This window comes from Bacteroidota bacterium (genome assembly GCA_040388375.1).
GTDB lineage: Bacteria > Bacteroidota > Bacteroidia > UKL13-3 > UKL13-3 > JAAFJM01.
Genome location: JAZKBU010000007.1, coordinates 375,480 through 401,777, shown reverse-complemented (window position 1 = coordinate 401,777; position 26,298 = coordinate 375,480). Strand labels below are relative to the sequence as shown.

The 26,298-nt window shown below is 34.4% G+C and carries 18 protein-coding genes; 11 read left to right on the top strand and 7 right to left on the bottom strand.

All coding sequences use genetic code 11. The annotated features are described in order from the left end of the window. Positions 1 to 64 precede the first annotated feature (64 nt). Both V4538_13410 and V4538_13405 read right to left on the bottom strand, forming a co-directional pair. Positions 65 to 256, bottom strand: a complete 192-nt coding sequence (locus V4538_13410; protein ID MES2382038.1) for a cold shock domain-containing protein — start codon at positions 254 to 256, stop codon at positions 65 to 67. A 241-nt stretch (positions 257 to 497) separates the two neighbouring features. Continuing rightward, positions 498 to 9,935: a T9SS type A sorting domain-containing protein gene (locus V4538_13405; GenBank protein MES2382037.1), complete on the bottom strand. Its 9,438-nt coding sequence runs from the start codon at positions 9,933 to 9,935 to the stop codon at positions 498 to 500. 731 nt (positions 9,936 to 10,666) lie between these two features. Here V4538_13405 and V4538_13400 point away from each other — a divergent pair. The 4 genes from V4538_13400 to map are packed head-to-tail and all read left to right on the top strand — an operon-like array spanning position 10,667 to position 14,117. Further along, on the top strand, positions 10,667 to 11,188 hold the full coding sequence (locus V4538_13400; protein MES2382036.1) for a DUF3347 domain-containing protein: 522 nt from the start codon (positions 10,667 to 10,669) through the stop codon (positions 11,186 to 11,188). After that, complete coding sequence (locus tag V4538_13395; GenBank protein MES2382035.1) at positions 11,152 to 12,015, top strand: helix-turn-helix domain-containing protein; 864 nt, start codon at positions 11,152 to 11,154, stop codon at positions 12,013 to 12,015. The genes V4538_13400 and V4538_13395 overlap by 37 nt, the downstream gene beginning before the upstream one ends. A 52-nt stretch (positions 12,016 to 12,067) precedes the next feature. Continuing rightward, a complete protein-coding gene (locus V4538_13390; protein ID MES2382034.1) occupies positions 12,068 to 13,351 on the top strand; it encodes an aminopeptidase P family protein in 1,284 nt (427 codons plus the stop codon). A 1-nt stretch (position 13,352) separates the two neighbouring features. Further along, positions 13,353 to 14,117 (top strand): type I methionyl aminopeptidase, encoded by a 765-nt coding sequence (gene map / locus V4538_13385; protein ID MES2382033.1) that lies wholly within the window; start codon positions 13,353 to 13,355, stop codon positions 14,115 to 14,117. On the opposite strand, the gene V4538_13380 is transcribed toward map, so the two are convergent. Further along, positions 14,107 to 14,799 carry an SGNH/GDSL hydrolase family protein gene (locus V4538_13380; GenBank protein MES2382032.1) on the bottom strand — a complete coding sequence of 231 codons (693 nt, stop codon included), beginning with the start codon at positions 14,797 to 14,799 and terminating at the stop codon, positions 14,107 to 14,109. The genes map and V4538_13380 overlap by 11 nt on opposite strands. A 147-nt stretch (positions 14,800 to 14,946) precedes the next feature. Between V4538_13380 and V4538_13375 the strand changes: the two genes are divergently transcribed. The 5 genes from V4538_13375 to V4538_13355 all read left to right on the top strand — a co-directional run bounded on the left by V4538_13375 (position 14,947) and on the right by V4538_13355 (position 18,109). Further along, positions 14,947 to 15,453 (top strand): transcriptional regulator, encoded by a 507-nt coding sequence (locus tag V4538_13375; GenBank protein ID MES2382031.1) that lies wholly within the window; start codon positions 14,947 to 14,949, stop codon positions 15,451 to 15,453. Positions 15,454 to 15,522: 69 nt separating this feature from the next. Beyond that, a complete protein-coding gene (locus V4538_13370; GenBank protein ID MES2382030.1) occupies positions 15,523 to 15,891 on the top strand; it encodes a hypothetical protein in 369 nt (122 codons plus the stop codon). A 19-nt stretch (positions 15,892 to 15,910) separates the two neighbouring features. Then, positions 15,911 to 16,303, top strand: a complete 393-nt coding sequence (locus V4538_13365; GenBank protein MES2382029.1) for a hypothetical protein — start codon at positions 15,911 to 15,913, stop codon at positions 16,301 to 16,303. A gap of 47 nt (positions 16,304 to 16,350) precedes the next feature. Next, positions 16,351 to 17,184, top strand: a complete 834-nt coding sequence (locus V4538_13360) for a DCC1-like thiol-disulfide oxidoreductase family protein (protein MES2382028.1) — start codon at positions 16,351 to 16,353, stop codon at positions 17,182 to 17,184. 4 nt (positions 17,185 to 17,188) lie between these two features. After that, the gene (locus V4538_13355; GenBank protein ID MES2382027.1) at positions 17,189 to 18,109 is read left to right on the top strand and encodes a TIGR01777 family oxidoreductase; all 921 of its coding nucleotides are present in this window, start codon (positions 17,189 to 17,191) and stop codon (positions 18,107 to 18,109) included. Positions 18,110 to 18,117: 8 nt separating this feature from the next. Here the strand turns inward: V4538_13355 and V4538_13350 are convergent, their stop codons facing one another. Further along, positions 18,118 to 20,439: an FdhF/YdeP family oxidoreductase gene (locus V4538_13350; GenBank protein MES2382026.1), complete on the bottom strand. Its 2,322-nt coding sequence runs from the start codon at positions 20,437 to 20,439 to the stop codon at positions 18,118 to 18,120. A gap of 38 nt (positions 20,440 to 20,477) precedes the next feature. Continuing rightward, entirely contained in the window at positions 20,478 to 20,846 is a 369-nt protein-coding gene (locus tag V4538_13345; GenBank protein ID MES2382025.1) for a hypothetical protein, read from the bottom strand. A gap of 281 nt (positions 20,847 to 21,127) precedes the next feature. Between V4538_13345 and V4538_13340 the strand changes: the two genes are divergently transcribed. Then, complete coding sequence (locus tag V4538_13340) at positions 21,128 to 23,248, top strand: DUF349 domain-containing protein (GenBank protein ID MES2382024.1); 2,121 nt, start codon at positions 21,128 to 21,130, stop codon at positions 23,246 to 23,248. Between the two features lie 7 nt (positions 23,249 to 23,255). Next, positions 23,256 to 24,086 (top strand): 3-deoxy-8-phosphooctulonate synthase, encoded by an 831-nt coding sequence (gene kdsA, locus V4538_13335; GenBank protein ID MES2382023.1) that lies wholly within the window; start codon positions 23,256 to 23,258, stop codon positions 24,084 to 24,086. 53 nt (positions 24,087 to 24,139) lie between these two features. Here the strand turns inward: kdsA and V4538_13330 are convergent, their stop codons facing one another. Both V4538_13330 and ruvB read right to left on the bottom strand, forming a co-directional pair. After that, positions 24,140 to 24,859: a LuxR C-terminal-related transcriptional regulator gene (locus tag V4538_13330; protein MES2382022.1), complete on the bottom strand. Its 720-nt coding sequence runs from the start codon at positions 24,857 to 24,859 to the stop codon at positions 24,140 to 24,142. A 298-nt stretch (positions 24,860 to 25,157) separates the two neighbouring features. Next, positions 25,158 to 26,180 carry a Holliday junction branch migration DNA helicase RuvB gene (ruvB, locus tag V4538_13325; GenBank protein MES2382021.1) on the bottom strand — a complete coding sequence of 341 codons (1,023 nt, stop codon included), beginning with the start codon at positions 26,178 to 26,180 and terminating at the stop codon, positions 25,158 to 25,160. Positions 26,181 to 26,298: the final 118 nt, after the last annotated feature.

Here is a 26,298-nt window from a genome sequence, read left to right as displayed (position 1 = left end):
TTCAGTAAAGGGCAAAAAAAAAGTATACCAATTGGTATACTTCTTCGTAACGATCATTAAAATATTATTTCAATTTTACCCTTACTGCATTGATGCCTTTTGGGCCTTTTTCTGTTTCAAATACTACTGTGTCATTCTCGCGAATACGATCAACGATACCTGATGAGTGTACGAAAATGTCATCTCCTCCTTCATTCGGAGAAATAAATCCGAAGCCTTTTGTTTCATTAAAGAACTTCACTTTTCCTTCTTGCATTGTATTAATTTATTAAATATGAGATGCAAGGGTAAACTAATAATTTGATAAAGACTAATTTTATTTTAAAAAAATATTAAAATAATTATCTGTTAATGAATGCATTTTGTCTTTTTCCAAGTTTACAGCCTACTTAAAAAGGGAATAAATGTATCAAAACCTAACCGAAAACAAAGGCAATAAAAAGGGCGGACTCAAAAATATGAGCCCGCCTTTTTAGTAAATTTATTTAACTATTTTATTAGTTGGTTTTAACAAGTTTTATTACTTGCGACTCTCCATTTAAGGTTAAACGAGCAAAATAGATACCTGCTTGTAAGTTGTCAGTATTATTAACTTCAACAGTGTTAGTACCATTTACGGTGTTAGCTATTTTGGTTGCTACTACTTTACCTTGTATATCTAGAATTTCAATAACAGCAGTTGATTGAGTAGCTGCATTAAATGAAACTGTTACTTGGCTAACAAACGGATTAGGGTAAATTGCTACTGCGCTAAATGCTTCTAGGTTTTTGTAAACTTTAACTATTTGCGAGTAAGTGTATTTACCATCAAAATCAACTTGTTTTAAGCGATAGTAAATAGTATTGCTTGCTGTTGTATTGAATGCATTTAAGTCCAATTTGCTATAGCTATTTACATTGCTACTATTACCAGCACCTTTAACAAAGGCTATTGTAGCAAATTCAGTACCATCAATTGAGCGTTCTACTTCAAAACCTTTGTTGTTAACTTCTGAAGCTGTTGTCCACGAAACAAGTACATTGTTTTCTTTAACATTGGCTGTTAATGAAGTTAATGTTACAGGAAGTGGAGAACTTGGAATTTCATCAGCACCCATATAATAGAATGGTGCAGTACGCGCTTGGTTATCAATATCAGTATTTACTCCACTTATTGGAGCTGCTTTCATACTAAAGTTTCCAATTGATGTACTTGTTAAATGCAAATTGGTTAATGATACAAATCTTGTTGAATCGTTAATTGAGTTTGCATCTTGTCCAATAGCGGCTTTCCATGCTGTAAGTGAAGCTACATCACCACCTAAGTAACCAAAGATACCTTGTGTTCCATAAACAAAATAGTTATTATAATTAATAGTTATAGTAGCCGGATTGGTAATATCAGTACCTGCAGCGAAAGCTTTTGAAGCAGTTGTGTTATTAACTATTCCATTCATAAAAATATTATTTCTAACATTTAAATTAGTAACTCCTGCTGCAGCATAAACGGCTGCTGAAACGGTAGCAGATGTTCTGTTGGCAATACCTGTTAAATGGACTGTATTATGGTATAAACGAACATTCCCCGTTGTACCTAATATACGTATTCCTACTATTGCATCAGTACCCAACGCACTCCATCCGTCTCCCATCATATTTGATACCATATTATTAGTAACTTCAATATTACTGTTAGCAATACCTGTGTTGATATCAATACCTTTTCCTCCGTATCCACCAGTTCCGGTATATACAACATTGTCAACAGTGTTTTTGGTTATTGTTGCATTTGATACACCAGATTCTAATAAAATACCTTCAGTACCATCTGAGTTAATCGGACTTCCTGTATTAGCACCCACAATGTTTTTAACTAAATTGTTGGCAATCACTAATCCATTTACTCTTAAAGCATAAATACCTAAACTGATTACAGTATTTGCCACAGTACTATTTCCTATAGTATTGTTGGTAATAGTTATGTTTTTATGGTTATTAGTGCTTGTTCCTGATAAATAAATACCAACACCTAGTGTATTGAATTCATTGTTGTCAATTGTTAATGTATCATTGTCTTCACCGGTTGTTGTATTTGAAATGGTGTTACCGGCAGAGTAAATACCAAATACACTTACTGTAGAAGTTGAAGCTCCGTTAATAATGGTATTTTGTATTTTATTGTTTGTTGCTCCGCTGTTTGCACCTAAACTGGCTAACCAAATAGTAGCTGAATTAGCTGTATTGCTGGTATTGATAATGGTTAAATCTTTGGTTGTAGTTCCATTGTTTGAACCATCAATAGTAACATAATCAGCTCCATTTAATTTGATGATAGATAAAGCATTACTTCCTGTAATAGTAGTTGTATTACCTGACGAAGGTTTAATCGTAAATCTACTACCGGCATTTGCACCACTTATTTGGTTAATGGTAAGCGGGAATGTTTCAGCAGGAGTAGTATAAGTTGCATCTGTTAGTTCAAATGTTACGTTAGCACTAACACCTCTTAAGTTTAAGTTATTAACTGCATCTGTTAAAGTAATAAAATTACCACCGGCACCAACTGTGTAACTACCAGCAAGCGGAGCCGCTGTTACTACATAATAGTTTGGTGTAGTAGGAGCAGCAGTAATGGAACTAACGCTTGTTGCTACAAAACCTGTTGAAGGATTAGCAATAACATTAGGTACAGTAGCTAAATCCTGAGCTACTACAAAGTATTGAATAGTATCATTTACATTAACAACACCTGTATTAATAATGCTGTAGTCAATAGTTGCAGTAAAGTTATTACCCGACTTGGTAGCTGAAGTATATTTCCAACCATTATCACTTGCAGTGTTTCCTCCAAAAGTATTGGCATCGGTTGTTTTTTTGAAATAAACCCTTGGTGAGTTTCCAATACTATCAATACCTGATTGTAAATCGATAATAGTTGCTGTTATACTTCTATTAGTCAGTAATGATGTGTTGGTAAAAGTAGTGTAAGTAATAGTAGGAGGAATTAAATCAATTGGTTGTCCGTCAAATTCAATTGCACCCATATCAGGAGCTGTGTTGCCATTATAACTGGTAGGTATTGTTTTAGGACGTGGGTCTCCGTTAAAATCAGTTGTTACTGCAACGGTAGCACCAGCAGATTCCATTTGATTAGCTGTGGCACCTGAATTAATAGTTAAATCATTGTTGCTGGTATATGAAGGATTAGCACTGATAGAAATAACATCTTGGCCAACAGCAGTTCTCCACGCACCAATAGTTGTTCTGTTTGCAGTATAATACCCTAGTACACCATATGTACCCGATGCATAATAGTTGTTGTTATTAATGATGGCATAAGGAGTAATAGCTGAATTGTATACAGCAAAACTTTGTGAGCCTGATACACCAACATAACTATTTGCAAAAATATTATTACGGATATCTAAGTTACTTCCAACTACGGTTAATAGAGCAGCTGATAAAGTACCTGTTGTACCACCACCAAGAGAAGAACCATATAAATTTACACTATTGTAATAAATACGGTGCCCGCTACCTGATGCAATCCTGATTCCAAAAGGATTATAAGTAGTACTGGTAGTAGAGTAATTATAAATAGCCATTCTTGTAACTATATTATTGGCAATAGTCAATGTATCTGAACCAGCTATATTAATACCGTATGCTCCATAGCCACTTGTGCTGGCATTGGTAACGGTATCAATTTTATTTCCTATGATAGTAGATTTACTTGAATTAGCACCAACCTGGATACCATAGTTATTGGTACTTCCTGTACTGTTTACATTGTAAATTTTGTTTTGAGCAATACTGGCTTGTGGAGAATTAGCAATGTTAATACCACCTATATTTACATTTAAAGTATTTAAAACATCACCAATTATATTACCTGAAATGTTTAAGCCTGTATTAGCTCCCGCAGGGTAATTAGTCGTAAACACGTTAACACCAATTTGAGCACGTTTAATTACGTTGTTTTGAATAACCAAATTGTTATTGTTATCCCCTTGTGCTTGGATACCAATAGCGTTAGCAGTGTTGGTTCCAGCTAATATATTTACATTAACAATAGAATCGTTTACACAACCTAAACCAGTTCCGGCACTTGCTACTAAAATACCTACGCTTATAGCAGCAGTATTGGTATTAACAATAGTAAGGTTATTTCCTGTACCACCAATTCTACCATCAATAGTAACCCTGTCTGCACCAAAAAGAACAATAACACCTGAGTTGGCAGAGTTAGCAAAAATAGTATCAGTACCGGTAGGGGCAATACGTACTTTGTAATTACCTGCACCTGTTTCTGTCCATTGTGTAATAACAACTGTAGCTGGTTCTGTAATATTACTGATAATATTAAAGTTTACATCACCTTGCACGCCTCTTGTATTTAAAGCAAATGCAGCACTGTTTAAGTTAGGATAATTGCCACTAACACCAACAGTATAAGTACCTGTCATTGGAGCATCGACTATTAAGTAACCGTTTGGTGTAGTTGGTACTGCTGTTAATGCTGATACCGAAGTAGCGGTAAAGCCTGCAGATGGATTACTGCTTACATTGCCTAAAGCATCCTGTGCAACAACAAAATATAAAATAGTATCATTAAAGTTAACACTTGCACCACCTAATAAAAGTGAATAATCAATGGTGAAGTTAAATGGTGAAGTTGTGTTTGTTGCTTCCACATATTTCCATCCATTGAATGATGAATTATTATCAGCAGGGTAGGTGCCTAATACATTGGCGTCAGAACCTTTTTTGAAGTAAATTCTAGGTTTGTTTGTACCTACATCTACCGTGCTAACATCGGTAATAGTAGCAAAACCGGTAACAGTTCTGTTAGTTAGTTGATTGATGTTTGTAAGATTGGTATAAGTAATAACCGGTCCAGAAACATCAATTGCTTTATCGTAAGCACCAATTGTAGGAGGGTTACTTCTTACCGAGTCAACAATATCAATTGTGAAATTAGTAATAGCAATACCTGCAGCTACTGCTGGACTTCCCAAGCCTGGTACAAGCACTGTATTAGAGGCAAAAAGCGGATCAACATTTATTGAATTAGCTTCTTGTGAAGTTGCTGTTTTCCATGCGGCTAATGTAGCTTGTGCTGAACCGTTATATCCAATATTAGCTGTTGCTGAAGCTGTTGAAACAGAACGTAATAAATTGTAGTTCAGTGTGCTGCCTGCGTAGCTGGCCGATTGCCAGTAGTTTGAATAGAATGTAGCTGTTGTAGTTGATGAACCGTTAATAACAAATATGTTATTACGCAAATCAATAGTACTGGTTAAGGTAGTTTGTTCAGCGTTACCATTACTAAATGCAGCAGCAGGTCCGGCTGTTACATTTACTACACCTGTTAAGTTTACAGAGTTAAAGTAAATTTTATCGCCATAACCTCCATTTAAGCTTAAGCCGGTAATAGTCCATGTTGATGGGCCTGTTGAGCTAACTCTTGCATCAAAAATAGCATTGTTAGAAATAATATTATTTGATGGATTTCCTACTGTTGAAAATGCGGGTGATTCTACATATAAAACATGCGATCTGTTAGTACCAGTTCCTGTATAGTTAAATGCAGAAATGCTATTGGCATTAATACTAGTGTTAATACATTGTCTTAAGTAAAGAGCTGTAATAACAGGACTAGAGCCTCCTGCGTTGGTAAGACCTCCTGTACCTCTTACACCTCTTACATTATTTTTTTGAACCAGACCATTTTTTTGGAATTGAATAACAATACCTCCCGAATTAAATCCATTAGAAGTAGCAAGACCTAATTGGTTATTGATAATTCTGTTGTTTGAATCTAATACAGTTGTAGAAGTTCCTTTTAACCAAATACCGTATTTAGCACGTTGTATAACATTGTTTTGTATTAGGTTGTTGTTGTTATTGGTTAAAGCATTAAATGTACCTGCGCCAATACCGGTAGTTCCCCCTGAGAAAACAACAATTTCTGTTGTTGCTGAATCTCTTCCCTGAAGTATACAGTTTTTAATGGAATTATTATTAGCTCCATTGCTTGCGCTTGTACTTGCCAACCATATAACAGCACTTCCAGCAGTAGTGTTTGAGTCGTTTATAATGGTTAAGTTTCTTGAGCTGGTCGCATTATTTGAACCATCCAATGTAAAGTAATCAGCACCATCTAATTTGAATATTGAGGTAAGAGATTTACCTGAAATAGTTACGTTGTTTCCACTTGCTGGTCTGATGGTTAATCCGTTGCTGGCTGTAGCTGGTTGTTTCGGACTGATAACAATAGGGAATGTTTCACCTGCACCATAAGTAGCATTTATCAATTCAAAAACTACCGGGCCGCTTATAGAACAAGCTGTATTGTATGCGTTTACCGCATCAGTTATAGTAGTATAAGTTTGTCCGGCACCAACACTCATTGTTCCTGAAAAAGTGCTGGTTGTTACTGTTACCGATGCTGGAGTAGTAGATGCGATTGAACAACCGTTGGCATCTGTTGCAGTGAAGCTATAACTTGTATTAACAGTTGGAGAAACAATTAACGGGTTGCCAGTCCCAACAGTAGTTGAACCATCGGTCCAGGTGTATGAACTAAGTGGATTATTTGCAAGACCTCCAAAAGTAAATTTGGGTCTTATAGAATATGTTGTAAGATTTGAAGTTAAATCAGCACAAGTAGCGGAACCTGCCGAAGACGCACTTACATGTGTATGAATAGTAGAAACATATGATGTGTTATCTACCAATGCTGTACTATTCATAGTTGCAGAACTACCTGAATTACCATGGCAAATTTCAATTACTACATTTGAAACACCATCCCAGTTAAAAGGGGTACTGAAAGTTAAAGTATTTAATCCAACTATTGGTGTATAAGTGGCTGCACTATATACAGTAGTAAACGAAGCGGCTAAGAAAGAACTTACATTGGTAGCTGTTGTATTAGCCATTTTAATACTTAAAGCGTTTAATGCTAAATTGGTAACCGTAATATCAATTCCAAGTGAAGTAATATTACCTGCTGAAACGCCACCTGCAATTAGTTCGGCTGCAGTAATCAAATACTGGTTATGGGTATTTGACCATAAGCTATAAAATGGGTTTGGATAAGTTGCACTTGTGGTGGCTCCTAATCCAACAACAGGGCTAACTCCGGGTTTATATACAATCGCGCTTACTGTTGTAGGCTGACCTGCACAAACCGGGCCCGCAGGAGCCGATATTGTTGTTAAATAACCGGTTAAAGGTTCATCACCATAAGAAGTACCCACGAATGTATTAGATAAAGGAACGCTGTTAGTAGCAGTAACACTCCAGGTTACAGAGGCATTAGCCGGACTTGCAACCGGAATAATAGCTTCCCATATATTTCCGGTAGTATTGGTCATGGTAACCGGAGTTTGTGCAACTCCATTGAAAGCATAATTTAAAGTTACTGAAGTAATGCTTCCTGAAATATTTGTAACAGTTACATCAATGGTGCGTGAACTTGCAGTACATTGGTTACCTGCAGGAGTAGTTACTGGACTTGAAATGGTAGGTGCCGATAATGGCGTTCCGTCAAATTCCCATGCACCCAAATCAGGAGCAGTTCCACCACCGTTTACCTGAGTTGGATAGCCTACATTGCCCTGGCGAATATTACCGTTAAAATCAACTGTAATAGCAGGAGAAGTAATATTTAATGCTTTACTTTCAATTTGAGTAGGTGTTGAAGTTACTAAATTTAAAAAGTTTGTATTAGAACCACTAATACTAACCCATGTTGGATTTTCAGTTATAGAAGCTTGGTCACGGGTTACCATTCTCGTTTTAAATAAACTGATAGTTGAATCTTTATTGGTTCCATCATAAAATATAGTTCTGTTACCAGTTAAGTCAGTATAAAAAAGATTATTGTTTGATGTTGTTGCATAGTTAGTCAGTGTTGTACTTGATCTTCTGTAAGCTGCAGTTAATCCTGTTCCATTAGGAACAGAGGTATTTACAATAATATTATTTCTTAAATTTAAAGTAGCAGTAGTAGCCGTTGTGCTTGTAGTATGGAAAATACCGCTTGTTCCAAAGTTAGTTCCGCTAGAAGTAGCACTGATGTTAATAGTATTATAGAAAACATTGATAGTACTGGTTGCCGAAGAGTTTGTAATATTTATACCCCTAATTATGTCAGCACCACTGGCTGCAGAGGCCCTTAAATCACCAATAAGGTTATTATAAATGTTAAAAGTAGTACTTGCTGTACTTCCTGCAATAGAAATTCCTGAAATTAAAGGCGCTGCAATGGTTGACGAAAGATCATATACTTTATTTTTATAAGCGGTGTATGTTCCGACTACAGCTGCAGGTAATGAAATTCCGGTTACAGTTGAACCCGTGCCACTTATTCCATAAACCGTATTTGAGCTAATATCAAGAGTAGTGGCTCTTAAAATATTCATACCAATAATGGTATTTCCTGTAGCAGTACTGCCAACAGCAGATAAGTTATAAACCGTATTGTTTTTAAACTCTTTTGTTCCTCCAGCAGTATTTTGGTAAATGCCATATATTGTTGATGACGTTGATGAAGTATTAGTGTTTGTTAGATCATACACAGTATTGTTATTAATCACTTCATTGGTAGAACCACTAGCACTATATATTCCCCCTGTTGTTCCTGCTCCACTTCTCGATAAACTATATACTTGGTTATTTTGAATAGATAAGTTTGTAGGGCTGGTCCAGTTAATACCATAAAGCAAACCGGTTGATGCACTGATACTATTATTACGTACAATATTATTGTTAATATTAAGTGTAGCTGGAGTAGTAGAGGCATAAATTCCATAAAATGGACCTGAAGTAGCAGTGGTATAAGTACAGTTTTCTACCGTGTTGTTATTTATGTTAACGGTATTTGTAGTAGCAGTAGCACCAAATTCCACATCTATAGCATAAAGGGTTTGTGTTGTTCCCCCTCCTTTAAGTGTTACAGTATTGTAATTACAATTTCCTGCAGCACTTGTAGCTGAGTTTAGATAAATACCTCTTAAAGTATTCACATGGTTTACACCACTTCCATCATTATTATTTAAAGTATTATAAGAGCAATTGATACCCCATTGGTTGATTGAATAAATACCTGTCGCAGCATTGGCAGCAGCAGCAGCGCCTCCAAAGTTTATGATAGAATTTCCTGTTGCCAAAGAATTACCACCAATATCATTTAGCGTATCTGCTAAAGTAAAAGGAGAGCTGGCAGCATAACCTACAAGTGAGATACCTGCATTACAGTTTTTAATAGTATTGCTGTGAAATTTATTAAAAGCACTTCTACCTGCAGCAGAAGTAATAGTAATATTTGTAGCAGCAGCGGCATGAGTAGTATTGTGCATTACAATACCGCTTGATCCGATATGACCAACTGTCCATGTCGTATTATTTACAGGGTTTAAAGTAATAGTACAATTTTTAATAATGTTGTTTTGAGCACCATTGGTAGCAGATACTTTAAAAATACCATAACCATACTCCATAGAAGTAGTGGCAGTTGTATTGGTAGTAGGATCTAATAAATCAATTCCATCAATTCTAACATAATCAGAACCGGCAATAGCCCAAATGCCATCAGGACTTGCACTGGTTACGGTTGCTGTTCCTACATGAGCAGTTATTAAAGGATTTGGTCCCGCACCACTTTTTTGAAAAATAATAGAGTCGGTTGCTGTTCCAGTTGCCGTAAGTAATAACTTAGCTGTAATGGTTTCAGTATAGCCTGCAGCTATATTAAAAGTTACCCCACCGGTTCCAACACCATTTGTATTGATGTCAGTTAGGGCATTTGCAATAGAAGAGTAATCTCCTGGAATTGTTTTTGTTCCTGTGAGCACTTGGCTAAACGCAGTGCCACAGAATAGTAGGCTCAAAATACATATACTGAGTATTTTGGCTACTAGGTTTTGTTTTGTTGTTGTTCTATTCATATATTTATTTAATTTTATTTTTAAAGTTGATAAAATAGTTAGACACCGAAACGCCATTATTTTTTCATGGAGTTCATGAAAAAAATCACACTATATTTACGAATGAGGAATAAAAAAGTAATCAGTTAGTTTTTACTACAGCGTACTAAACGTTCCACACAGTGGACTTCCAATGCGCGTATTGAGATGACGCGGCTATTATTTGTATACGTAAAAGAATAGTATCTTTCATTTAGTAATTAATCGATTTAACGAAACTTTCGAGCAGCTAAATTAAAATTTTAATAATAAGGGCAAAGTTTATTGCGTCATTTTTTAATGATTAAGTAAAAATTATTAAAAAAATTATTTAAATGGTAGTTATAAGGGGTTTAATTGCGACAAGTTGTAATGGTAAAATGTTTGCATTAAGCTAGCTTTACACGTATACTAAAATAGTTTAAAGTTATTGACACCCCAACTTTATTGCAAATTAGAGCGTATCAGTAAGTCTTAGTGGTATACGATTTTTTTTAACTGAGGTTTGCAAAATGTAATTATTAATAAATTCAAAATATTATTACCGTGAAATGGTTTTAATCTCAAAAATAATTAATTATGCAATTCTTATTTTAAAGTCATGTTAGGTTTTTTAGTATTTAATTTGGGGGACTTTAAATAATAATTAACCCCAATAAAAGTTATTTATAATAAAACAAATGGTCAATCGTTGGACATCTATAGCTTTCACTATGAAAAAAATAATACTATTCATTGCTCCATTACTTATTTATGTTGCGTGTACTAATAACAATTCCGCTAGTAATAATGCGGGGGTAGTAGCCGTTGAAGACAGGGGTAATAATCCTAATTTTAAAGATACTTTGTTTGATAAATCTTTTCAAACATATTTAGATTTAAAAGATGCATTTATTTTAGATAACAATGAAGGAGCGGCTGAAATTGCTATATTCTTAGCAACCCAGTTGTTTAAATGTAATTTAGCTAAAGAAGCAGAATTAGCTATTAAAATAAGCCAGACAACTGACCTGACAGCGCAAAGAGGTTTGTTTACTTTATTAAGTAGTTCATTTGTACGAGCTGTACAAAAAGAAAATTTACAAAAAGGTAAAGTATATATTGAGTTTTGCTCCATGGCTAACAATGGAAAAGGAGCCTATTGGGTATCGACCGAAAAACAAATCCGCAATCCTTATTTTGGTGACGATATGCTTAAGTGCGGAGAGATAAAAGAAGAAATCATAACCAAGTAAAAAGTATAAATAGTACTTTTGTTGCAGTGTCATTTAATCATACCGAAATAATAGATCAATTATATTTTGAGAAACAATACCAATTTGTTGCTCCTCATATAGCTTTAAGCAATGTAATTGAATATTACTGGCAATTAGATTTACGGGGTAATTGTTTCGTGGATGATGATTTTGCTGAACACATATTTGCTAATTTAAATGCTTCAATGGTATTTAACTTAGGCACTGCTTTTACAGTAAATGCACATAAGCAACAGCAGCAACTTAAATCAAGTGTATTAATAGGACACCATACAGAAACCTTTACCTATAAACATTTCAGCAATAATTTTTTAACAGGCATCAAATTTAAACCTGCCGGCATTAACTTATTATTTGGCATATCATCGGCAGATTTAAACAACCATGTAGAAGATGCTACTTATTTTTTGCGTAACCAGTTTATAGAAGAACAGCTATTACAGGCAAATACATTTAAGGAACAAACTACACTATTAGATACTGTTTTATTGCTGCAGCTCAATAAGCAAACTCACATACCTTATAAAACCCAATATGTGTGTAATGCTTTGCATAAAGTAATGCAAAAAACATCTTTCTTTTCCGTTGATGTATTAGCCCAACAATTGCATGTTACCAAACGCTCATTAGAGCGCTATTTTAAGCAAGAAATAGGAGTGAGCCCTAAACAATGTTTAAGCATATTGCGTTTCAGACAAGCACTAAAAAGCTACGGTTTGCAAGGCTCCACTGCGGATTATGAAGCATTGGGCTTTTACGATTTCTCTCATTTTATGAAAGACTACAAACGATTTACTACCATGTAAATTGTCGTGTTTTTACACCTGAAATTCAGAATAGACATTGCAATTTTGTGCAATGGAATCAAATTTAAGTAATTCATTTTTTACCAATAACAGGAAACGTTTAGTTGCTTTATTAAAGCAACAATCAATTGCTGTGTTTAACAGCAATGATATTTTACCAACCAATGCCGATGGTACTTTTCCATTCAAACAAAACAACGACTTATATTATTTAACAGGCATTAAGCAGGAAGAAACTATTTTGTTATTGTTTCCGGATGCATTAGAAAATTCGCAAAAAGAAATACTGTTTATTTTAGAACCAAATGCTTTACATATTAAATGGGAAGGTCATAAGCTAAGCAAAGAAGAAGCCAGTAAAATATCAGGTATTAGCGAAGTGCGTTATTTGAGGGAGTTTAAAAGCATTTTTAAGCAATTGGCAGTTCAGGCACAAACCATTTGTATAAATACCAATGAACATACTCGTGCAAAACTAAGTATAAAAACACGTGACGACAGATTTTTAACCTGGTGCAAAACAACCTACACTTTACATAATTACGAACGTTTAGCACCCCTTATACAAGGCTTACGTGTAATTAAGCAGGACGAAGAAATAGCGTTACTTAGGCAAGCTGCATTTATAACGGAAAAAGGTTTTAGAAGAGTTTTAAAGATTATAAAACCTGGTGTGCATCAAAAGCAGGTAGAAGCAGAAATGATTCATGAGTACATGCAATACTTAGGTACCTGGGCCGATTATCAACCCATAGTAGCTTCGGGTGCCGATACCTGTATTTTACATTGTAACTACAATCATAAAGTTATACAAAACAATGAATTGATTTTAATAGATGCAGCCGCAGCTTTTGAAGGTTACAATGCAGATTTAACGCGCGTCATTCCTGCAAATGGTAAATACTCAGCCCGACAAAAAGAAGTGTATAATGCCGTTTTATATATGCATAAGCAAATGAAAATGCTTTTAAAACCGGGGGCATTAATGAAAGATTTACAAAACCATTGTAACGAATTACTGATAGAACAATTGGTAGCTTTAGGTGTTTGTAGTATGAATGACATTAAGTTGAAAGGCTCGTTGTTTTATATTCAGCAATATTGCGGGCACAATTTTTCACACTTTATAGGCCTTGATGTTCACGATGTAGGAGACTACAACCAAAAGTTAGTGGTAGGTATGGTTTTAACAAACGAGCCAGGTATTTATATCAATGAAGAAAATATAGGTATCCGCATTGAAAATAATATAGTATTAACCGAAAATGGAATAATAGATTTAATGGAAACAGTTCCCATTGAAGCAGCAGACATTGAAGAATTAATGAATTCATAGTATGACAATAAATACAGCAGAGGAATTTGAAGCGTTAAAGCATGCTGGTTATGTAGTAGGCGAAACATTAAAGCAAATGGTGGCATATACCAAGGTAGGTATGTCAACCAAACAAATTGATGATTTTGGCAATGACTTATTGCTGCAATTTGGCGCACAGGCAGCACCATTGCTTTTATACCAGTTTCCGGGCGCAACTTGTATCAGTGTAAATAACGAGGTAGCCCATGGTATTCCTTCTGCTAAGAAAATAATACAGGAAGGTGATTTGGTTAATATAGATGTATCGGCAAAAGTGAATGGTTATTTTGCCGATAACGGTTGCAGTTTTGTGGTAGGTAGTAATAGCCATAAACAGCGCCTTTGCAATGCTTCGCTTAAAGTATTATCTGTTGCTATAAGTCAAATTAGGCATGGTGTTAAAATTAGCGATGTTGGTTATTTAATGGAGCAAACCGCTAAAAATTTAGGCTATAATGTTATATATGATTTAACGGGACACGGAGTAGGGAAGAGGTTACATGAACATCCTCAACACATACCTTGTTATTACGATAAAACCATCAAAACAAAGTTTGAAAAAGGAATGGTAGTGGCTATAGAAACATTTATTTCAACCAAAGCCAGGCATATTAAAACTAAACCTGATAAATGGACACTTTATACAGCCGATAATAGCTTGGTGGCACAACATGAACATACTATTATGGTAACCGATGGTAAGCCCGTCATATTTACCCAAGCCAACGGAATAGTTATTGAATAAGCAATTGTTTCTTTATTTGATTATACATCAAATCAACCCAAAGTCCATATTGTTTGGCAGAAGGATGTAGCCCATCGTTAGCTACTAAATCCGTATCATAATTGCGTGAAATAGGGGTAATGTTAAAATAAGTTATTTGATACCTATTGGCTATTCGTTGGTTAATGCTATTGAATAAATCTATTTCTTTTGAAATAGATTGCTGATTGCTTTGTCCAAAAGGAGTATACCCATAATCAGGAATAGCTATAACAACTACATCTTTATTAATCCCTCCGGCCAATGAAATAGCTTTGTTTAATAAGCTTTCAAATTGTACAGCATATTCACCAGTATCCTTGCCTTGGTATTGGTTGTTAACACCAATGAGTAAAGAAACCAAACCAAATGTATCAGTTAAGTTTTCACTGGCCATAGCGTTTAATAATTTTTGAGTAGTCCAACCCGTTTTTGCAATTATTTGTGTCGAAGTAATATCAATAGAGTCGCTGTGGTTTAGTTTACTAATTAGCTGCGAAGGGAAATTATCAGCTTCATCAACCGACTGGCCTATGGTATACGAATCGCCTAATGCCAGGTATTTAACAGTAACAGGTTTAAAAGTATTTACGGTCATAGTAGTTTGTGCTGGTTTTTTGCAACCAAGTAAAGTAAACAATACTGTTGAAAATAGAAATTTCATAACTCTATTTACGATTTAAATAGAACAATGGTTTTATATATAAAATTTTGCTATTGAAAATCTGACTGTTAGATTGAAATCACTAATTCAATATATTTAACTTTCAATAATTATTGAAAGTTTGGAAAATGAAATTACATTTGTGCTATGAAACTGACTGAAGCCAAAAAACAATTTATCCAAGCATGGGGAACTTTAGGGAGCGAGTGGGGTATAAACAGAACTATGGCACAAGTACATTCTCTATTGTTAATAAGCAGCAGTGCTTTATGTACTGAAGACATAATGGATGAGTTGAACATTTCACGTGGTAATGCCAATATGAATTTGCGTGAGTTGATGAATTGGACATTAATAAATAAAGAACTAATACCCGGTGATAGAAAAGAGTACTTTGTAGCCGAAAAAGACATTTGGGAAATAGCACGCATTATAGCTCGTGAAAGAAAACGCAGAGAAATAGAACCGGTACTTAAAATATTAAATACCTTAAAAGAAGTAGAAGGCGATAAAAAAGACAAAGATGTAAAAGCATTTAGCGAGACCATTGAAAACCTAAGCAGCTTTGTAGGTAAAATGGATAAATCGGTTGATATGATGCTTAAAGCAGATGAAAGCTGGTTTTTTGGAACCATTTTAAAAATGATTAAATAATGATAGCTCCTTAAGTGGAGTTTTTTTAGAATATAAAGTTTCAAAAATAATTGAAAATACAGAAACTATATGAATAATTATAATTTAATAAGCTACCTCATTTATTTACCTGTCACCTTTTATATAACCGTGTTTATAGGTAAAGTATTTTATACCAACGGGATTGTTTTTTTAAGTGATGCTTTTAACGGAAACAAAGAATTAGCCGAAGTATTGAATAAGTTTTTACTGGTTGGATATTATCTGGTAAACTTAGGCTATGCAGCCATTTCAATTAATACATTTTCATCCGTTGATTCCTATTTGCAGCTAGCCGAAGAGTTGAGTAAACGCTTAGGCATTATTATAATTGGCTTAGCCGTATTACATTATTTTAATATGTACACCTTCTCTCATTTCAGCAAACAAATTCAAAAACTTTATCAACACAATCAATAACAATTTAAAAAGTACCATTATGAACAACAACATGTTAATTGCAGCTTACGGAGTTTATTTACCTGTTACATTATTTTTAACTTACTATGTAGCTAAAACCCTTTTTAACAATGCTAAAATATTTATGCTTGATATATTTAAAGGGCGTACTGAAATAGCAGAATCAACCAATCATTTATTAAGAGTAGGATTTTATTTACTCAATATTGGCTTTGCCATGTTAATGCTTAAAACCAATTACAGTGTAGATAGCGGACAGACTTTATTAGAAGTATTAAGCTTGAAAATTGGAGGCTTTTCAATTTACTTAGGTTTAATGCTGTTCTTGAATTTATATTTATTTTTTAGAGGTAAACGTAAATCAAAAGAAAACCAATTAAGAGAAATGAGCATACAAAACAGAGTAAGTTAAGTATAGGCCTTTTTGAAAATAGCCGCCAGTTTTTAATAGTAACATTTATGAAAACCTTAAACAAACATACCTTAATTTACGATGAAGAATGCCCACTTTGTGAGGCTTACACCAGCCAGTTTATTAAACGTGGTTTGTTAGATAAAGAGGGGAGGACAGCCTATCAAACTATGGGTTTTGACAAATACCCATTAATAGATAAAGAATTGGCGGCTAATAAAATTGTATTGCTCAATACCCAAACAGGTGAGACAGCTTATGGTATTGATAGCTTATTAAAAGTACTTTCTTACAGGTATAAATTTATAGGTACAATAAGCAGGTTTAAATGGGTTCATATTTTCCTTACATTACTGTATCAGTTTATTTCCTATAACCGAAAAGTAGTAGCACCGGCTGCTATCAATAACAAACAAGTTTGTGAGCCTTCTCCTTCTATAACATGGCGTGTATTATTTATTGCCTTCAATGCTGTAGTGGTACATGTTATAGTTACCTGGTATTTTAAAAATTTCTTAAGCCAGTATATGCATAGCGGAATACATATACCCGATGTTGTTTTATTTGTAGCACAAATTGTTTTTCAAGGCATTGTTTTTATTGCATTAAAGCAAACAAATTTCTACGATTATGCCGGACAACTTTCATTTACTGCCTTTTTAGGTGCTTTATTATTAGGCTTATTAGGAGTAGGTTTGGTTTTATTATCTTACTTCGGAATTCAAATAGAATTATTGGCTACTGTCAGTTACGGAATAGTATATATGTTTATGTTTTATGAGCATTGGCGTAGAGTTGGTTTATACCGTTGGAGCAAATATTTATGTGTAAGCTGGATAATATTTAGGTTATTAATTTATCCATTGGTTTTTATTTATTAATACAATGAGTGTAAAAGAAAAAATAGTAATAGCAGGCGGTAGTGGCTTTATTGGTAAAGCACTGGCTAGTTATTTTAAATCAAAATATGATGTAGTTATTCTATCCCGAAACAATCTGGTAGATGAAGAGGGGATAAGGTATGTGTATTGGGATGGAAAAACACTTGGGTATTGGCAAAGAGAATTAGAAGGTATTGCTGCATTGATTAATATGACAGGCCGTTCAGTTGATTGTCGGTATAACCAAACCAATAAAGACGAAATTTATAACTCAAGGTTAAACAGTACTTATATATTGGGTAAAGCCATTGAAAAATGTTTAATAAAGCCCCAAGTGTGGCTTAACTCATCGTCAGCGACTATATACAGGCATGCTGAAGATAGGCCCATGACAGAGCTTACGGGCGATTTAGGAAAAGGTTTTAGTGTAGATGTATGTAAAAAATGGGAACAGATGTTTAATAGTTTTTCCTACTTAGGAGTACGCCAAATTGCTTTGCGTACTGCTATTGTATTGGGTAAGAATAAAGGTGTAATGGTACCATTTACTAACCTGGTAAATTTTGGTTTAGGAGGTAAAGCAGCCGGTGGTAAACAAATGTTCAGCTGGATTCATATTGATGATGTTTGCAGGGCAATTGATTTTTTAATACATAAAAATAGCTGTACCGGGGCGTATAATATTTCATCACCCAAGCCAATTACCAATAAAGTTTTTATGCGTTGCTTACGTAAACAAATGCATATACCTATTGGATTAGCACAACCCAAATGGTTATTGACAATAGGCGCAAAGCTTATAAAAACAGAAACAGAGTTAATACTAAAAAGCAGGTGGGTTGTACCTGAAAGGCTACAGCAAGCGGGTTTTACATTTAATTTTTATACCATAGAAGAAGCATTGCAACAATTAGTGAAGAAATAATAACCAGCTTAGTTATTACTTAAATCAATATGCTTTTTAATTTTAATAACTACATATTTACTGGTTGGCGTATTGCTTTTATCGGCTACAGAGCCAATAGGAACCAATACATTGGTTTCAGGAAAATAAGTAGCCGTGCACTGTTCGGGAATATTGTATTTTATAACCATAAACTTATGTGCTACCCTTTCAATATTGTCGTGGTAGTTAAATAAATCAACCACATCACCATGCTGTAAGCCCAATTTACGTATATCATTTTCGTTCATGAGTACAACCCTACGCTCATTAAATATACCACGGTAACGATCATCCAGTCCATAAATAGTCGTGTTAAACTGGTCGTGGGTACGTATCGTCATCATCATTAATTCATCAGGAGCTAAATAGTTAAAGGTAAGCTTGGCTACATTGAAATTAGCTTTGGTGCTAAGTGTGTTAAATTTACCTTCACGAGCACCGTTGGGTAAATAAAATCCTCCCGATTCACGCACACGTTTGTTGTAGTCATTAAAACCATTAATAGTACGTTCAATATCGTTTCTTATATGGTCGTAATCCTCTTCATATAAACTCCAATTTACTTTACTTTTAGTACCCAAAGTGGCTTTAGCCAATTGACAAACCATTACGCTTTCGCTCATTAAATGATTGCTTACCGGTTTTAAATTGCCCTTGCTCATTTGTACTACACCCATTGAGTTTTCGCAACTTATAAATTGTTCTTCCCCTTTGGTATTAATGTCTTTATCGCTCCTGCCATAAGTAGGCAAAATCAGTGCTTCCTCACCAGTAATTAAGTGGCTTCGGTTTAGCTTGGTACTGATATGAACCGTTAATTTACAATTTTGTAAAGCCTGTGCTGTATATTTAGTATCAGGTGTAGCCGATAAAAAATTACCACCCATGGCTATAAATACTTTGCCTTTTTCTTCATGCATTTTTTTTATGGCATCCACCACATCCAAACCATGTTCGTAAGGAGCATTGATATTGAAAACAGTATTTAGTTTATCAATAAACATTTTAGAAGGTTTTTCATAAATACCCATCGTTCTGTCGCCTTGCACATTGCTATGACCACGCACAGGACAAGTGCCCGCTCCGGGTTTACCAATACTGCCTTTTAACAACAATAAATTAACTACTTCTTTTATGGTGTCAACTGCATTTTTATGTTGCGTTAAACCCATAGCCCAACAGGCTATAATTTTGTTTTTATGTTTAAATACTTCAGCCGTTTTCCTTATATCATCAATACCAATTCCACAAGCTTCACTTAATTCATCTAAACTATATTCATCAAAAGTTTCTATTAACTCATCGTACCCAGAAGTATGGTTTTTAATAAACTCCAAATCGAAAATACTACCGGGAGCTTTACTTTCATCTTCCCATAGTACTTTTTCAATGGCTTTTATAAGTGCTAAATCACTATTTATTTTAACCTGTAAAAAAATATCCGTCAGTTGCGATTTAATACCCAATACGCCATTCAGTTTTTGCGGATTGTTAAAACCAACCAAACCTGTTTCTTTTAATGGGTTTACACATATAATGGTGCAACCGTTTTGTTTGGCTTTTTGCAATGCACTTAACATACGAGGATGATTGGTACCCGGGTTTTGTCCTAAAATAATAATAGCCTCTGCTTCGTAAAAATCTTCTAAAGTTACTGAGCCCTTGCCAATGCCCACACTTTCGTTTAATGCTACACCACTACTTTCGTGGCACATATTGCTACAATCGGGCAAGTTGTTGGTGCCAAATTCACGTACAAAAAGTTGGTATAAAAAAGCAGCTTCATTACTTGTTCGTCCTGATGTATAAAAAATAGCATCGTCCGGAGTAGGTAAGGCATTTAAATTTTTAGCAATTAATTTAAAAGCATTTTCCCATGTAATGGGTTGGTAATGGGTAGCACCTTTGGGTAAATACATAGGTTCCGCTACACGGCCTTTTTTACCAATTTTATAGTCGTCTAATTGGGATAAATCAACTACACTGTTTTCTGCAAAAAAAGAAGCCCATAGAGCTTTTGTGGTAGCTTCTTCCGCAATTGCTTTTGCTCCGTTTTCGCAGTATTCTGCAATAGGAGAACGCTCATCGTCAGGGTCAGGCCATGCACAACCCGGACAATCGAATCCGTCTTTCTGATTTAGCTTTGCCAAAGCTTTGAAGCCACGAATGGGGCCCATTTCGCTAAATACATGTTTAACCGATGATATAACAGCAGGAATTCCCGCAGCCGTTAGTTTAGGTTCGGTTAGCTTAATATCTAAAAATTCTTCCGGATTTTCAGGATTAGGTTTATTGTTATCTTCTGACATGTATTTGTGACTGATTACGAAAGATTTTTAAATTGATTTTAACAAACAGCATTGGGATTAGGAAACATATCGCTTTGGTCTTCAAAAGTGTTATCAAGGCAAACAAAATCCTTTTCAACCAAAAGAAATAACGACTGTTCGTTGCCTAAACTCATTTTATTTTCGAAGCCTACCTGCTCTGTACTTGTCCAGTTATTGGCTATAAGGAGTGGTACCTGAACAGTTATTTTTGCGCCATCTATTTTAGCCGATAATTCACTTACAGTATTACTAGCTTCTAACGCATAAATTAATGCATTATCTATAAATTGGGTGCGTTCCTCTAAATAACCTTGTAAAGCAAAATTATCTACCTCTGTTTTACTTAATCTTATTCTGATGGAGTTTCCTTTTATTCTTATTTTCATATGTAATATTCGAGCGGTTTTTGTTCAGTTTATCTAAACAAATTTAGCAATTAAATAGCCTTATACAATAGGTGCTTTTTGGCCTTTGTAAATTAGTTTTGACTGTGATAAATAACTTTGTTGTTTATTAATTAGCGAGTTAAGCTAGTTGTTTTCATGTTTTATTCCATAACAGAATATTAATACCACCCTAAATAATACTGTCTTGACATTTAGGAAAAAACTGTAAATTCGCTTCTCTAAAAAAAGAAACGTAAACACTATTTTTATTTATTTTTAAAATGACTGAATTAAACGAATTGAATCCTTCTGATGCTGCTTTAAATGCAGAACCAATTGTTGAAACAAATGCAGAAGCTAAGCCCATTGAAAATGCTGTAGAAACAGAACTAACTGCTACAACTGAAACACAAACAGTAGAAGAAACAACAGCAGTTGAAGCAAATGCAGAAACTAAGCCTATTGAAAGTGCTGTAGAAGCAGAAGTAACTGCCACGACTGAAACGCAACCTGTAGAAAAAACAAAACCGGTTGAAACAAAAGTTGAAAGTGACTTAAATTTAGCTACTGATGTAATTGAAATTGCTATTGATGAGCATGAACATGATGAAGTTTTAGCTGCTATTGAATCGGCAGAATCAAGTGAAACCAATAACTACGCTAGTAAAACGAAAGATGAATTATTAGTTATAGCTATTGAAGCCGCTAAAGATAAAGTGCCAAGTGAGGCCTTACAGATATTTAAAGATGTAAAACCATTTTTTGATGCTTCATTACATGAAGAACAAGAGTTAGCACTTCAAAAATTTGTAGAAGAAGGTGGTGATAAAAATGATTTTGAGTTTAAATCAGGTGTAGCCGCCCGCGATAAATTTAACAAGGCCATCAAAGATTTACGTGATAAAATAGCTACAGCAAAAGCCATTGCCGAAGCAGACAGACTAAAGAATTTACAAGCAAAAGAAACCATTTTAGAAAAGATAAAACTGTTAAACAGTTCAGAAGAAACCAAAGATAGTTTGGCTAAATTGAAGGAATTACAAACAGAATGGAAATCTGTTAAAAATGTTCCAAAAGAACATGTAGAGCGCCTATGGGAAAGCTATCGTGTTTTAAACGAAATATTTTACGATAAGCTTAGCATTAATAATGAAATAGCCCAATTAGACAGGGAACGTAACTTGGATGCAAAAATTGATTTATGCAAAAAAGTAAGTGAGTTATCAGAAGAGAAAAGTATAAAATCAGCTTTAATTGCTGTAAAAAAATACCAGGAAGATTGGCGTAATATAGGTCCTGTACCTAAAGAAGCCAATGAAGATATATGGACACGTTTTAAAGCAGAAGTTGATAAAGTATTTGCTTACATAAAAGCTGAAACAGAAAAGAACGAAGTTGTTCGTCAGGCAAATTTAAATTTGAAATTAGCTTTAATTGAAAAAGCCAAAGGCTTGGCGGACTATAGCACTACTCGTATTAAGGATTGGTTGGAAAAAACAAAAGAAGCCAATGAATTAATGGAAGAGTGGAAAAAAATTGGTTATGTGCCTTTAGCTGAAAGAGAGAAAGTATGGGAAGAATTTAAAAATACACGTAATACCTTTTTCAATAACAAGAATAACTGGTTTAAATCTTTCAATGCGGTTCGCAACGAAAATTTAAAAAAGAAAACTGATTTGGTTAAAGAAGCTGAAAATATAGCTGCAGCACCAATTGATTGGGGTAAACAAACGGCTACTATCAAAAACTTACAAGAATCGTGGAAACAAATAGGGCCGGTGCCTGATAAGTTTAATGACGATATCTGGAAAAAATTCAGAGCTGCTTGTGATTTGTTTTTTGAAAAGAAAGCAGAACGTTTTGCTGAGCAAAATGCAGAACAGGGAACTAATTTAATAGCTAAAAAAGAATTGATAGTAAAATTGGAAGCAATGGTTGCTGACGAAAGTGATAATGCCAATGTGTTTAACGATTTAAAAGCTATTCAGGATGCATGGAGCAAAATAGGTTTTGTACCCAATAAAGATAAAGATACCATTACTAAAACGTATAATGGATTATTGGATAAAATATATGGTAGAAACCGTGAGTTGCGTAAAAACATGCGCCAGGCAGACGATAAAGCCCATTTTGAGTCATTAGCCAATAACAATGATGGTGCACAACGTTTACAACGCGAAGAAAGAGTATTGATAGAGCGTATAAAAGGTTTAAAATCGGATATTGATACGTGGGATAATAATTTAGGTTTCTTTAAAAATGGTAACGCTAAAAACGATATGGTTACCCAAATACACGACAAGATTGCTGCTGCTAAACGTATGATTAAGGAGCTTGATGAGAAAGTAAAAACAATTAGAGAGTTAAAAAATCAAGTAGGTAAACCAGCAGAAAGTAAATAAAAATAACATGACAAAAAAAATAGTAAAAGTTGGCAATATTGAATGTGGAAGCGATGAGTTGTTTCTTATTTCAGGCCCATGTGTAATAGAAGATGAATCTATTATGATGAAAACAGCTGAAAAGCTAAAAGAAGTTTCAGAAAAACTGAATATTAAAATAATATACAAATCATCATTTCAAAAAGATAACCGCAGCAGTTTAAAATACTATGACGGACCGGGCTTAGCTAAAGGAATAGCCATTTTAGCCAAAGTAAAAGAGCAGTTTGGTTTTTCATTGTTAACCGATATTCATTACCCTGATCAGGCTGCAGCAGCAGGTGAAGTGTGTGATGTATTACAAATACCTGCCTACTTATGTATGCAGTCTACATTAATGGTAGCAGCTGCAAAAACAGGTAAAGTAGTTAATATTAAACATGGGCAGTTTTTAGCTCCTGAAAATATGAAACATCCGGTACAAAAATGTATCGATAGCGGTAACGACCAGATTATATTAACGGAACGTGGTTACACATTTGGTTATAACGATATGGTGGTTGATCCACGCAGTATGTTTTTAATGGGACAAATCGGTTACCCGGTGGTATTTGATATTACCCATAGTATCCGTAAATATGGTATTCCAAGTGCTGATGCCAAAGGTGGAGCACGTGAGTTTTTACCGGTATTGAGCAGGGCAGGTGTAGCTGCAGGAGTTGATGGGGTGTTTATTGAAACGCATCCTGACCCTGAAAAAGCTTTATGTGATGCTGCTTCACAATTAAGTGTGTACCAATTAGAAGAGTTTTTAAAACCCTTAATTGAGTTACACAACTTAGAAGTAAGTTACCGTTAAGTAAATACTTATTATAAACTAAATAGGCTTTCTATATATAATGGAAAGCCTTTTTAGTTTAATTTTTTGTAGTTATCCGTATTCGGTTTTAACAACATTTTGTATTTATCGGTAATTAAACCTTTTTCTAAAAAATATCTTATTAAGTCAGGCGTTTTTTCAATATTCAAACTTTCTTTTAAACGTTTTTTCAGGGCATCAACTCCTTTTTCAGAAATACCCATTAATTCTGCAATTTCTTTGTTTTTATTACCATAGAAAAGGGCACTTACCAGCCCTATTTTTCTATTGTTTAATTGATGGCTTTCTTTGGTAGCGTCCTGTATGTTTTTGTCCGTTACCTGCATGTCATCATCATCTGCCACAATTGTTTTTTTGTACTCCAAATTCTTAAAATAGGAGTCAATAAAGAAAATATCATTATTCATGGAATTAACAGCAGTTTCTATGGTTTTATTATTAGCCAGTTTGAAAAACAAACCGTTAAAACCAACCTTTTTTAAATGAGAAATAATTCCATTGATATCATTAAGTGTATACCCTAAAACTTTTATGTGGGGTTTACACTTCTTAAGTGAATCAATAAAATCGATAACAGATCCATCGTTTAAATCAATATTTGCTATAACTAAAACAGATTCTAAATAAAATATTTCTTCGTCTGTATCCAATGGATATTTTAATATCTCAATGTCATTAAATCCTATACTTTTTAAATTTGTTACCATTACGTAACAAAAGAAGTTTGAAGTTTCTACAATAAGAACTTTCATATTACTTTTAAATTTTGCTAAACAATACAATAGTATTATTTATATGCAAATTATGTATAGTATAATTCAGTTTTAATTGTTTCAAATTGAAAAATGTGGGGTTTTCACTATGCGAACAAGATACAATTATTATAAAAATGAGTAAAATGGAAGCTAAAGTCGCATTTAAACTAGGCTTTGCGTGTAAAGTGCAAATAAAATGAACTGTATAAAAAGGCATTTTTACAACATTTATTATTAAATAAACGCAATTTTTTTTAATTGCCCTAAATTCAGTTTGATAGTTTTTAATTAAAATTTAGAAAAGTTTATTTTTGTAGCTGGGTGTAAAACCCATGTGTTGGTATGCTTTTTCTGTGGCTTCACGTCCACGGGGAGTACGCATTAAAAAACCTTCCTGAATTAAATAGGGTTCGTATACTTCCTCTATAGTACCACCGTCTTCGCCAATAGCAGTAGCCAGCGTGTTTAAACCAACAGGGCCTCCTTTAAATTTTTCTATTAATGTTTTCAGAATACGTGAATCCATTTCATCCAATCCTTCGCTATCCACATTTAAAGCATCTAAAGCATATTGGGCAATGGCTAAATTAATAATACCATCGCTTTTCACCTGCGCAAAATCGCGGGTTCTGCGTAATAATGCATTGCCAATACGAGGCGTTCCCCGGCTTCTGCGTGCTATTTCCCAAGCGGCTTCTTCGTCTATAATGGATTGCATAATAGTAGCACTACGTTCAATAATGGTTTTCATTAATTTTTTATCGTAGTACTGCAAACGCGCATTGATACCAAAACGGGCACGCAATGGCGAAGTAAGTAAACCGGAACGGGTGGTAGCACCAATTAAGGTAAAGGGTTCTATTTCTAATTGAATACTGCGTGCATTTGGCCCACTATCAATCATAATATCTATTTTATAATCTTCCATGGCTGAATATAAAAACTCCTCAACCACCGGACTTAAACGATGTATTTCATCAATAAAAAGTACATCACCTTTTTCTAGGTTGGTTAATAAACCGGCTAAATCGCCTGCTTTTTCCAATACAGGTCCACTGGTAGTTTTTATATTAGCACCTAGTTCGTTAGCAATTATATTGCTTAAAGTAGTTTTTCCTAAGCCTGGAGGGCCGTGTAATAAAACATGATCAAGTGCTTCGTCACGTTGCTTAGCGGCTTGTACAAATATTTTTAGATTTTCAATGGTTTTCTCTTGACCCGTAAAATCATCAAAGAGCCTTGGCCTTAATACGCGTTCAAGTTCTTTTTCTGCATTGGTTAGGTTAGTATCTTCAGGATCTAAATTGGGATTTCGCACAGCTACGAATGTAAGTTTTTTACTTAAAAATAGTATAGGTTGTAATTTGTTTACCGGCTTTTGTTTCTGTAATTACTGAAATGGCGCTTTTATATTTTTTCTCCTTCTATGTAAACCA

Coding starts and splice junctions, on each gene's coding strand:
- V4538_13360 (MES2382028.1), top strand. CDS start 16,351: ATGAAAACCTTAAACAAACATACCTTAATTTACGATGAAGAATGCCCA.
- V4538_13355 (MES2382027.1), top strand. CDS start 17,189: ATGAGTGTAAAAGAAAAAATAGTAATAGCAGGCGGTAGTGGCTTTATT.
- V4538_13330 (MES2382022.1), bottom strand. CDS start 24,859: ATGAAAGTTCTTATTGTAGAAACTTCAAACTTCTTTTGTTACGTAATG.
- V4538_13410 (MES2382038.1), bottom strand. CDS start 256: ATGCAAGAAGGAAAAGTGAAGTTCTTTAATGAAACAAAAGGCTTCGGA.
- map (MES2382033.1), top strand. CDS start 13,353: ATGACAATAAATACAGCAGAGGAATTTGAAGCGTTAAAGCATGCTGGT.
- V4538_13405 (MES2382037.1), bottom strand. CDS start 9,935: ATGAATAGAACAACAACAAAACAAAACCTAGTAGCCAAAATACTCAGT.
- V4538_13380 (MES2382032.1), bottom strand. CDS start 14,799: ATGAAATTTCTATTTTCAACAGTATTGTTTACTTTACTTGGTTGCAAA.
- V4538_13345 (MES2382025.1), bottom strand. CDS start 20,846: ATGAAAATAAGAATAAAAGGAAACTCCATCAGAATAAGATTAAGTAAA.
- V4538_13370 (MES2382030.1), top strand. CDS start 15,523: ATGAATAATTATAATTTAATAAGCTACCTCATTTATTTACCTGTCACC.
- V4538_13390 (MES2382034.1), top strand. CDS start 12,068: ATGGAATCAAATTTAAGTAATTCATTTTTTACCAATAACAGGAAACGT.
- V4538_13375 (MES2382031.1), top strand. CDS start 14,947: ATGAAACTGACTGAAGCCAAAAAACAATTTATCCAAGCATGGGGAACT.
- V4538_13350 (MES2382026.1), bottom strand. CDS start 20,439: ATGTCAGAAGATAACAATAAACCTAATCCTGAAAATCCGGAAGAATTT.
- kdsA (MES2382023.1), top strand. CDS start 23,256: ATGACAAAAAAAATAGTAAAAGTTGGCAATATTGAATGTGGAAGCGAT.
- V4538_13365 (MES2382029.1), top strand. CDS start 15,911: ATGAACAACAACATGTTAATTGCAGCTTACGGAGTTTATTTACCTGTT.
- V4538_13340 (MES2382024.1), top strand. CDS start 21,128: ATGACTGAATTAAACGAATTGAATCCTTCTGATGCTGCTTTAAATGCA.
- V4538_13400 (MES2382036.1), top strand. CDS start 10,667: ATGAAAAAAATAATACTATTCATTGCTCCATTACTTATTTATGTTGCG.